The organism is Rathayibacter tanaceti (assembly GCF_001634385.1).
Classification (GTDB): Bacteria; Actinomycetota; Actinomycetes; order Actinomycetales; family Microbacteriaceae; genus Rathayibacter; species Rathayibacter tanaceti.
Genome location: NZ_LIIN01000107.1, coordinates 1 through 10,094 on the forward strand (window position 1 = coordinate 1; position 10,094 = coordinate 10,094).

Genomic DNA, 10,094 nt, shown 5'->3' on the forward strand with positions numbered 1-10,094 from the left:
GTCGAGGCGCTCGTCCTCGCCGCCGCGGGGGTGGTGCTGGGAGCCGCCAGTCATGTGCTCTGGGACGGCTTCACCCACCGCGGCGGTTTCTTCGTCTCGGCGATCCCGGTGCTTCGCGATCAGCTCGGCCCCTTCGTCGCTCTGCGTGGGTGCAGTACGCCAGCGGGGTGCTCGGGATGGTCGGCCTGGGGATAGGCGCCGTGGTCTGGTACGTCGGCCGGCGTCCGCGGGTGCTCGAGCCGGACGGCAGGCAGCCGGTGCGCATCGCGGCAGCCGCGGTCGTTTTCGCGGCGGCCGTCGTGCCCTCGGGGATCGTGCTGGTCGGCCAGGGGATCGACCCGCTCGACAGCGCATCCCGCGCCCAGGTGGTCCAGGCGGCCGTCCTCCTCGTCTCGGGAGGCGTCGCCGCGCTCGTCGCGGTCGCCGGAGTGTGGTGGCTCACGGTCGGGCGCGCGGCGCGCTGAATCGTTCTCGAGCCGTGCGGATCCCCGCTGAACGGTGGCGGGCATCCGTCGCGAGGAGGATGCGCCGATGGAGAGCCCGCCTCTAGCGTCGGTGACGGCCCGTTGGGGCGGGCCGCCTTCGGGGGAAGGCACAGGGGAAACCGGGGGCTCGCGGCACACGCCGCGGGCCCCCTGCCTGTTCGTGCGTGCCGGTGCCTGTTCGTGCATGCCGAGCCGTTCGCGCGTAGGACACCTCCGCGCGCCCGGCTCCTGGCTGCGCGGTCCGGCGTCAGCGCCGCTTCGAGCGTGGCCGGGCCGCGGCCGAGGGCCGCTGCGGGCTGATGCGCGGTGCGCCCTCGCCGGCAGCGCCCTGGGGGAGGGAGGACGCGGGCGGGATCGGCCTGCGCGTCACCGGTCGCACCGGCTCGCCGCGCCGGGTCTGCCCGGGGATCGGCCGCGAGCGTCGTCCGTAGATGAGCTCGGAGGAGTCGAGCAGCCAGGGCACCAGGGCCACCGTCACGCCGTGCACCAGCAGCAGCTTCTGGCGGATCCGGCGCGACTTGTGGTTGTGCAGGAACGCCTCCCACCAGTGCCCCACGATGTACTGCGGCATGTAGACCGTGGTGATCTCGGAGCCGTGCTCGAGCCGGTGCGCCTTGATGTACTTGATCAGCGGGTACGAGATGTCGCGGTACGGCGAGGCCACGCAGCGCAGCGGCACCTGGATGTCCATCTGCGCCCAGTCGGCCTTGAGCTGCTCGGTCTGGGCGTCGTCGACGGAGGAGTGCACCGCCTCCAGGGTCTCGTGCCGCGCGGCGATGGCGTAGTCGAGAGCCTTCAGGGTGGGCTTGTTCATCCGGCCCACGAGCACGATCGCGTGGTCGCGGTTCGCGCCGAAGGTCGTGGTCGGATCGACCTCGATCTCCTTCTCGACGTCGCGGTAGTAGCGGTACACGCCGGCCATCAGGATGCCCAGGATCGGCATGATCAGATAGACGAGCCAGGCGCCGTGGGTGAACTTCGTGATCGTCACGACCACCAGGACCGCGAAGGTCATCGTCGCGCCGAAGAGATTGATGCCCAGGCTCGTGTACACGGTGCGCGAGCCCTCGCCCGAGCGGATCATCCGGAGCCAGTGCCTCACCATGCCCGACTGTCCGAGCGTGAACGACACGAAGACGCCGATGATGTACAGCTGCACGAGGCTGGTCAGCGACGCCTGGTAGACGAGCAGGATGATCGCGGCGACGAGCGCGAGGACGATCACTCCGTTGGAGTAGATCAGGCGGTCGCCGCGGGTGTTCAGCGACTTGGGCGCGTAGCCGTCGCGCGCCAGCACCGAGCCGAGCAGCGGGAATCCGTTGAACGCGGTGTTCGCGGCAAGGAGCAGGACGGCGGCCGTCGCGGCCTGGATGACGAAGAAGAGGACCGTGTTGTTGCCGAAGGTGGCCGCGGCGATCTGGGCGATGACGGAGCGCTGCGGCGTCGTCGCGCAGTCGGCGAACCCGATGAGATGGCACGCGTTCTCGGCGTAGTGCACGTTCGAGACCAGGGCGAGCGCGGTGACGCCGACGAAAAGGGTGATCGCGATCGAGCCCATCGCGACGAGGGTGAGCTGCGCGTTCCTGATCTTCGGGGCGCGGAACGCGGGCACCCCGTTCGAGATCGCCTCGACGCCGGTCAGCGCGGCGCAGCCGCTGGCGAAGGAGCGCAGCAGCAGGAGCACGACCGCGGCCTGCGTGAGCTGCTCGCCCTGCACGGCGTACCCCGCCGACTCCGCGACCGGCGCATCGCCGAGCAGGGTGCGACCGAGCCCCACCACGACCATCACGAAGACGCTGCCGACGAAGAGGTAGGTCGGCACGGCGAAGGCCTTGCTCGACTCCGCCACGCCGCGCAGGTTGACGGCGGCCAGCAGCACGACGAACAGGAGCGCGAGCTCGACCCGCAGCGGCGCCAGCGCAGGGATCGCCGAGATGATGTTGTCGACTCCGGAGGCGACCGAGACGGCGACCGTGAGTACGTAGTCGACCAGCAGCGCGGAGGCGACCGTGAGGCCGGCCGTCTCGCCGAGGTTGGTGCGCGCGACCTCGTAGTCGCCGCCTCCCGAGGGGTACGCCCGGATCAGCTGGCGGTAGCTGAGCACCACGACGACCAGGACGACGACGACGCAGGCCGCGACCCACGGCGCGAAAGTGAGGAACGAGAGGCCGCCCAGCAGGAGCAGCATCAGCAGCTCCTGGGGCGCGTAGGCGACGGAGGAGAGCGGGTCGCTCGCGAAGATGGGGAGCGCCAGGCGCTTCTTCAGCAGCTGTCCCTCGAGCTTGTCGCTGGGGAGCGGCTCGCCGATGAAGAAGTGCTTCGCGGTGCGGAGCTCGGTCGCGTCGCTCGGCGGTTCGGCCGGATCGGACGGGGGACCCTCGTGTGTCACGAGCGACGACACTACTCCGTGCGGGGGGCAGGTCAAGACGGCCGGGCGCGGTCCGAGCGGCGGCTGGTCTCCCGCTGTGACCGGGAGTTTCGCGAGGTCGCGTCGCGGCTGCTCCGGGGGCCGTGCGCCGAGGGGCCCTCGAGTCGCGTCAGCCGGCGGGCCGGGTCGCGGCTCCGATCAGGCGGGTGAGGTTCTCGCGCAGGGCCGTCAGCTCGTCCAGCGGCAGGTCGAGGCGCTCGACGATCTGCGGCGGCACACGCAGGGCCTGCTGGCGCAGCGCGGCTCCGGAGGCGGTGAGGGCGACGTCGAGGCGGCGCTCGTCGTCGGCGCTGCGCGCTCGGGTGACGTGGCCGCTCGCCTCCAGCCGCTTCACCAGCGGGCTGAGGGTGGCGGGCTCGAGGCGCAGGGCGGAGCCGAGGTCGGCGAGCGAGCGCGGGCTGCGCTCCCAGAGCGCCAGCATCACGAGGTACTGCGGGTGGGTGAGGCCGAGCGGCTCGAGCACCGGGCGGTAGAGGCCGATCACGGTGCGAGCCGCGACCGCGAGGGAGAAGCAGACCTGGTTCTGCAGGGCGAGGGGGTCGGGTTCCACGGCGCCATCCTCTCATCGTGCCCTGATGCTTAGTACACTAACGATATGACGCGGAAGAAGCCCGGTTCCCTCTACCAGCGCTTCAACGCGCGCCTGTTCCCCTGGATCGGCCCGCCTCCACTCGGCCCTTACGACCAGCCCGCGCAGGAGGCGCCGGCCGGGCAGGCCTGCCCCCTCTGCGGCCGGGCGATGTCCGAGCACGTGATCGACCGCTCCGGCCCGCGCACCCAGCTGTACTGCCCGAGCGAGGGTCCCTGAGTCGCACGTCCCCGTTTGGGGGCCACGGCATTCCGAGGCGGGGGCGGATGATGAGGCCATGTCCCGCCTGAACCCCCACTCCAGCCGCATCGTCCAGTACTCCCGCTTCGGCGGGGCGGACGTCCTCGAGATCGTCGAGGTCGAGCGCCCCCGGCCCGGCCGAGGGGAGGTCCTCGTCGAGGTGCTCGCCGCGGGGGTGAACCACATGGAGGCGTTCATCCGGCAGGGGCAGTTCGACTCCGACCACTCCGCAGCCTTCCCGATGCGCCAGGGCACCGACTTCTCGGGCGTCGTCGTCGGCCTCGGCGAGGGAGTCGACGACCTCCGCCTGCGCACCGACGTCGTCGGCCACGCACTGGTCGGCTCGCACGCCAGCCACGTCGTGGTGCCGCGCGAGAACCTGGTGGCCAAGCCCGCCTCCGTGAGCTGGGAGGTCGGCGGTGCTCTGTTCCTGGCGGGCGTGACCGCCTGGCGCGCGCTCGAGGCGACCCACGTCGGAGCCGGCGACACGGTCGTCGTCTCGGCTGCGGCCGGAGGCGTGGGCAGTCTCGAGATCCAGCTCGCCACACTGCGCGGCGCAACCGTGATCGGCACCTGCGGCGAGCGCAACTTCGACTACCTCCGCCAGATCGGCGTGAAGCCGATCGTCTACGGAGACGGGATCGCCGAGCGCATCCGCGCCGCGGCGCCCGGTGGAGCAACCGTGTTCCTCGACAACTTCGGCGGCACGAACCCCGAGCTGGCCGCCGAGCTCGACATCGTAGACGGCCGATTCCACTCCAGCGACGACCGCAAGGAGATCGAGCTGCGCGCCGTCTGGCCCGACGCCGAGACCGCGCGGCGCGACACCGAGATCCTCGGCGAGCTGGTCGGACTCGTGGGCGAGCAGAAGCTGCGGGTGCTGGTCTCGGGCTTCTACCCGTTCGACCAGGTGCAGGACGCTTTCAACGACCTCGAGAAGCGCCACTCCCGCGGCAAGATCGTGCTCGGGATGAACCCCGTCGACCCGGCCCGCGTGACGAAGGCCCGCGACATCCACGAGGCCGGACGGTAGGCGGAGCGGAATCCGGTGCTCCGCGAGGAGGGCGGGCTCCCGGGCGCCGGCTGATGCGGGCCTCGCAGGGTGGCGCCGACGCCGCACGCGGCCAGAATGGTGCGCGGGGTGCGCTGCGCCCGGGAGGAGGGGCGCGATGGAGGAACCCGTCGTCGCGATCGTGTGGATCGTGTCGTTCGTCGTGGTCACCGTGCTGGTGACGGGAGTGTCGGGCCGCGTCGACTGGTCGGCGCCCGTGGCGCTCGTGGCCGTCGGTGCGCTCGCCTCCTTCGTGCCGGGCATCCCGGAGGTGGTGGTCGAGCCGGACGTGGTGCTGTTCGGGATCCTGCCGCCGCTGCTCTACGCGGCGGCCATCCGCACCTCGGTGCTCGATGTCCGCGCCCGTGGCGACAGCATCCTGCTGCTCTCGGTGGGCCTGGTGGTCTTCACGGTGCTCATCGTCGGAGCGGTCGCCTGGATGGTGGTTCCGGCGATCACGATCGCCGCGGCACTCGCCTTCGGGGCGATCGTCGCGCCGACGGACGCCGTGGCGGTGACGGCGATCGCGGGACGCCTCCGCTTGCCGCGCCGCATGCTGACGGTGCTCGAGGGCGAGAGTCTGCTCAACGATGCGACGGCGCTGGTGGCGCTGAACGCCGCCCTCCTGGCCCTCGTGAGCACGGTGACGCCGGGTCGGATCGCGCTCGACTTCGTGCTCGCCGTGGCGGTGGGCGGTGGAGTCGGCATCGCGGTGGCCGTGCTCCTCGGCGTCGTCCGCAAGCAGGTGTCCTCACCGGTGCTCGACACGAGTCTGTCGCTGGTGACTCCCTACGTCGCCTTCATCCCGGCGCAGCTGCTGCACGGCTCGGGAGTGCTCGCCGTGGTGGTCGCCGGGCTCTACCTGGGCTTCCGTGCGCCGGTGATCCAGTCGGCGCAGGCGCGCATCGCGGAGTCGCTGAACTGGCGCACGATCCAGTTCCTGCTCGAGAACGCGGTGTTCCTCTTCATCGGGCTGAGCCTCTCGTCGGTGGTCGAGGCGACGGCCGACTCGGGGATCGGGGTCTGGCAGACGGTCGGGATCGGTGCCGCCGTGCTCGCCGCGCTGATCGGGAGCCGGGTGGTCTGGATGTGCCTGACCACGCTGCTCTTCCGTCACGGCCCACGGAGGCTGCAGCAGCGGGGCTGGACCTGGCCGACCGCGATCGGTGTCTCCTTCGCAGGCATCCGCGGGGTGGTCACTCTGGCGGCGGCCTTCCTCCTGCCCGAGGAGACGCCGCAGCGCGCGTTCCTCCAGTTCCTCGCCTTCGTGGTGGTGGCGGGCACTCTGATCGAGGGTCTCGCCCTGCCCCGGCTGATCCGCGCGTTGAAGCTCCCGTCGCCGAACGAGGCGCAGGAGCACGTCGAGAAGCAGATGCTGCTCGCCGAGGCCCAGGAGGCCGGGCTGGCGCGGCTCGACCAGGAACCGCAGCAGGGGGTCGAGGAGCGGGTGCTGGAGCGGCTGCGCCGGAACGCGACGTTCCTCGCGGATGCTCTCGCCCATCCTCCGGCGGAGGAGGGCGCGGAGCCGCTTCCCCAGGCCTACAACCGGCTGCGGCGCGTGATGATCGCGGCCGAGCGGGAGGCGGTGCTGCGCGCTCGCGCCGAGGGCCGGTACCAGGAGCCCGCGGTGATGAGTGCTCTCGCGTTCCTCGACGTCGAGGAGGAAGCGCTCGCGGTCGGTCGCCGGTAGGGGCGGGGCTGTGGGTGCTCCGCCGGGAGCGATGGCGTGCGCTCCCGGCGGAGGCCGGATCAGCCCAGGGTCGAGCGGACCGCTGTTCGAGCCTGCTCGAGCGCGGAGCGCAGTGCGTCGACGCTCGCGGACGTCACGGAGCCCTTCGTCGACGCCGTGCGCAGCTCGGCCCGCAGCTCGTCACGGAACTCCGTGAGCAGCACCTCGGCGTCCCGCAGTGCGAGCCGGGAGGCGGTGCGCGCGTCGGTCGGTGCGGGGGCGTTCTCGGTCGCCGCGTCGGGCGTGCGCTGCCCGGGTGCGGCGGTGTCCTGCGCGCGCGGTTCGTCGGCCGAGTGCTCCGGTCGGGGGGTGGAGGCCGAGCCGCGGGGGTCTCGGGCGGCGCTCGCGAGGTCGGCGCGGAGGCTCTTCATCGCCTCCGCGACACCCAGGCGGACCTCGTCGGCGAGGCGGCGCACCGAGTCGGTGAGCTCCTCCTCGATGTCGCCCAGGTCGGTGGCGCGGTTCTCGAGTTCGGCGCGGCCCTGGTCGGTGATGGAGTAGACGGTCTTGCGGCCGTCGGCCTCCTTCGTGACGAGACCCTCCTCCTCGAGCTTGGCGAGACGCGGGTACACGGTGCCGGCGCTGGGCGCGTACGTGCCGCCGAAGCGTTCGCTCAGCGCCTGGATCAGCTCGTAGCCGTGGCGGGGGGATTCGGCGAGGAGGCTGAGCAGGTAGAGGCGCAGGCGTCCGTGCGCGAAGACGGGGCTCACAGTGCACCTCCGTCGGTCGGGCGCTGCTCGTCGGAGGGGGCGGAGTCGGGTGATCCCCAGCCCTCGTTCACGGAGGCGGTCGCCGGAGCGGCCGGGCGGCGGACGACGGTGACGTCGCCCGAGACGGAGTTCGCGGTGATGTCGACCCACTTCGAGTCGAGGGAGCCGGTGGTCGAGGTGAAGCCGCGCCCGAAGGTGCCCTTCACGATCGAGCCGTCGAGCTGGAGGGTGCCAGAGACCGTGTTGATCCGGTAGCGGGCGCCGAGGCCCTCGTCGATGCGGACCGTGAGGTCGCCCCCGACCGTGTTGGCCCGGACCTCGTCGGGGGCGCCGTCGGCGTCGACGAAGACGTTGCCCGACACTCCGTCGACGGAGAAGCGGGTCAGCGCTCCGGCCGCGGTGACGTCTCCGGACACGGTGCGGGCCGCGACCCGGCCGGTGTGGCTGCGGACCGAGAGCTCGCCGTGGACAGTGTTCACGTCGATATCGCCGTGCAGGCCGTCGACGACGATGTCGCCGCCGACCGTCGAGATGCGGGCGTCGCTGTGGAGCCCGGAGACGAGGCCGTCGGCCGAGATGGTGTCGAACTTCAGCGCGACCCCTCGGGGGACGAGGAGGCTGATGTCGGCGCGGTCCCCGCGGCGGCCGAGTCCCTTCACGACGTCGACGATGGTGTCCCAGCGGAGCTGGATGTGGTCGATCTCGAGACGGTCGCCGTCCATCGAGACCTTGAGCGGCCGCCCGCCGACGCTGTGCACCTCGACGCGGGCCGTGGGTTCGTCGTGGGCGATGACGTCGATCTGCCCGCCGACCAGCGCGATCGTGATCGAGCGGACGATGTCGAGGTCGATGACCTTCGTCTCACCTGCCTGCACGAGCCATTTCTCGAGTGACATGAATTCCTCCTTCTGCACCCGGAGGGGGCGCACCGTCGCGACGCGATATAACGCGAGTTGATGAGAGACACGATATATCTCGATCTCCATGGAGGCCAGCTCGGTGCGGGCGGTTCCCAGGATCGGCCGGGAGGCCTGAGCGCCGGCGCGTCTTTCTGAGGCCCTGTGTGTCGTCCGGTACGCGCGTTGCGCAGGAATCGGATCCGCAGGACCCCTTGACAGCGAGCCGTACCGCGGGAGGACTTCTGATGCAAGAGGCGAAATCCCAGCTGTCTGCACGGCATGCTCGGATGCGGTGCGCTTCCTGCGCTCGGGATCGCGTTCCACCGCACTCTCCGCTCCGACAGACCAGGTGATCCATGGCCACGCAGACCGTTCTCGACGCCGTGCGCGCCGCTCCCACGCTGCTGGAGGCGATCCGGGCCGCGGACGAGCTCACCGTAGCGGCCGTCAGCGACGGCGGCGGCCGGGCCGTGCGACTGCTGACCCGCGCGGCGATCGACCCCTCGGACCAGTTGACCGCGATCGCAGCGGTGCACTCGCTCGCGCAGGTGTTCGACGAGGAGGCGGACCTCGCACTGCTGATGCTGCTCGAGGATGAGCGGCCGTACCTGCGCGAGCATGCCGCGTGGGCGTTCGGCGGCCGTCTTCCGCGGTCTGCGGCGCTGGAGCCGCTGCTGCGCCTGGTCCGCGAGGGCGGATTCTCTGCGATGCTCGCGCAGCGCACGCTTCTGCTCTGGGCGTCGTCGACGCCCGAGCTCCTCGCCGTCGCGCTCGAGGGCGCGTTGATCGGCGAGGTCGACCCCGAGGCGCGCGGCCGCTACGTCGAGACCCTCGGCCTCGTGCCGGGGCCGATCGCCGAGCGCACGCTCCTCCGGATCGCCGCTGACCGCAGTGAGGGTGTGCCGGCGCGGGCCGCGGCGACCGATGCTCTGGGCGAGCGGGGATCCGACGACGCCGAGCTGCTGCTCAGCCGCCTCGCCGAGGAGGAGGCGCCGATCGGCCCGATCGCCCGCCTCGCACTCACCGACCTCGCTCCTGCTCCTGCCGTGGCCGCCGGCTCGACGATCGCGCAGCTCTTCGTCCACGCGGACATCGACGGCACGCTCACCCGGGTGGGCGCTGGCGACAACGGCGGCATCGCCACCCTGCTCGTCCGCCTCGGCGACTCGCTCGTCGAGCAGGCCGGGATCGAGCGCGTGCTCACGCTCTCGCGCGGCACTCCCGCTGAGGCCGAGCGGGCGCTGGGCGAGCTCGCCTCCTCGGGGCATGCCTTCGCTCCGGTGCCCTTCGTCGGGCCGGCAGTCTCTATGCCTCAGGCCTGGAGCCGCCGGGTCTCGGCCGAGCGCGGGATCCGCCGCATCCTGCGCGCGGCCGGTCGCGTCGACGTGCTGCATCTGCGGATGGCCGACGTCGGCTCCCTCGCGGCCGCCGCGGTCGCGCGCGAGCTCGAGATCCCCGTCGTGTTCACCCTCGCCCCCGACCCGCACGCGCTGATCGCCGGGCTGGACGCCTCCGGAGCGCTCACCCGTGCCGACTTCGGGGATCGCGACGCGAGCGAGCACTTCTGGTTCCGCGTGCGGCTCGTGCAGCGCCTGGCGGCGGACGCGGCGCACACAGTGCTCTTCCCCCGCGAGCAGCTCGCCGAGACGGCGCGGCACCTGCTCGGCGTGGACATCACCGCGCACCCCGAGCGGCACACCATCGTCCCCGAGGGAATCGACGTGGGCCTGGTCGAGCGGGGCGAGGAGGCTGCGCGCGCCTCGGCCGCGGGCGAGCCGGTCGCGGTCGACGAGGGCGGCGATCTCGCGGCCCTCGACCGGGTGCTCGCGGAACTCCCCGAGGAGCGGCGCGGACTTCCGCTGCTGCTCAGCGTCGGCCGGCTGCACCGGGTCAAGGGCATGGCGGCGCTCGCGGAGGCGTGGGCGGCGGATCCGGCTCTGCACGCGCGGGCGAACCTCCTCCT

Annotated in this window: 10 protein-coding genes; 6 read left to right on the forward strand and 4 right to left on the reverse strand. The window is 72.0% G+C overall.

Annotated elements, in window-relative coordinates:
• Positions 1-195, forward strand: a 195-nt coding sequence (locus tag ACH61_RS11930) for a DUF4184 family protein (protein WP_153038853.1), incomplete at its 5' end; no start/stop codon positions are given.
• Entirely contained in the window at positions 150-464 is a 315-nt protein-coding gene (locus tag ACH61_RS11935) for a hypothetical protein (RefSeq protein ID WP_153038854.1), read from the forward strand. The genes ACH61_RS11930 and ACH61_RS11935, both read left to right, overlap by 46 nt.
• Positions 465-732: 268 nt before the next feature.
• Here the strand turns inward: ACH61_RS11935 and ACH61_RS11940 are convergent, their stop codons facing one another.
• On the reverse strand, positions 733-2,874 hold the full coding sequence (locus tag ACH61_RS11940; RefSeq protein WP_413784037.1) for an APC family permease: 2,142 nt from the start codon (positions 2,872-2,874) through the stop codon (positions 733-735).
• A gap of 148 nt (positions 2,875-3,022) precedes the next feature.
• Complete coding sequence (locus tag ACH61_RS11945; RefSeq protein WP_068212324.1) at positions 3,023-3,463, reverse strand: MarR family winged helix-turn-helix transcriptional regulator; 441 nt, start codon at positions 3,461-3,463, stop codon at positions 3,023-3,025.
• 45 nt (positions 3,464-3,508) lie between these two features.
• Here ACH61_RS11945 and ACH61_RS11950 point away from each other — a divergent pair, with 45 nt between their 5' ends.
• The 3 genes from ACH61_RS11950 to ACH61_RS11960 all read left to right on the forward strand — a co-directional run bounded on the left by ACH61_RS11950 (position 3,509) and on the right by ACH61_RS11960 (position 6,483).
• A complete protein-coding gene (locus ACH61_RS11950; protein WP_068212325.1) occupies positions 3,509-3,721 on the forward strand; it encodes a hypothetical protein in 213 nt (70 codons plus the stop codon).
• 58 nt (positions 3,722-3,779) lie between these two features.
• Complete coding sequence (locus ACH61_RS11955) at positions 3,780-4,775, forward strand: NADP-dependent oxidoreductase (RefSeq protein ID WP_068212326.1); 996 nt, start codon at positions 3,780-3,782, stop codon at positions 4,773-4,775.
• 136 nt (positions 4,776-4,911) lie between these two features.
• A complete protein-coding gene (locus ACH61_RS11960; protein ID WP_068212327.1) occupies positions 4,912-6,483 on the forward strand; it encodes a cation:proton antiporter in 1,572 nt (523 codons plus the stop codon).
• A gap of 59 nt (positions 6,484-6,542) precedes the next feature.
• Here the strand turns inward: ACH61_RS11960 and ACH61_RS11965 are convergent, their stop codons facing one another.
• Complete coding sequence (locus ACH61_RS11965) at positions 6,543-7,232, reverse strand: PadR family transcriptional regulator (protein WP_068212330.1); 690 nt, start codon at positions 7,230-7,232, stop codon at positions 6,543-6,545.
• Positions 7,229-8,128 (reverse strand): DUF4097 family beta strand repeat-containing protein, encoded by a 900-nt coding sequence (locus tag ACH61_RS11970; protein ID WP_068212332.1) that lies wholly within the window; start codon positions 8,126-8,128, stop codon positions 7,229-7,231. The genes ACH61_RS11965 and ACH61_RS11970 overlap by 4 nt, the downstream gene beginning before the upstream one ends.
• A 359-nt stretch (positions 8,129-8,487) precedes the next feature.
• Here ACH61_RS11970 and ACH61_RS11975 point away from each other — a divergent pair.
• Positions 8,488-10,094, forward strand: a 1,607-nt coding sequence (locus tag ACH61_RS11975) for a glycosyltransferase (RefSeq protein WP_068212334.1), incomplete at its 3' end; no start/stop codon positions are given.

Excerpts from the sequence above, each read along its gene's own strand:
- ACH61_RS11955 (WP_068212326.1), top strand. The coding sequence starts at position 3,780 with ATGTCCCGCCTGAACCCCCACTCCAGCCGCATCGTCCAGTACTCCCGC.
- ACH61_RS11960 (WP_068212327.1), top strand. The coding sequence starts at position 4,912 with ATGGAGGAACCCGTCGTCGCGATCGTGTGGATCGTGTCGTTCGTCGTG.
- ACH61_RS11950 (WP_068212325.1), top strand. The coding sequence starts at position 3,509 with ATGACGCGGAAGAAGCCCGGTTCCCTCTACCAGCGCTTCAACGCGCGC.
- ACH61_RS11970 (WP_068212332.1), bottom strand. The coding sequence starts at position 8,128 with ATGTCACTCGAGAAATGGCTCGTGCAGGCAGGTGAGACGAAGGTCATC.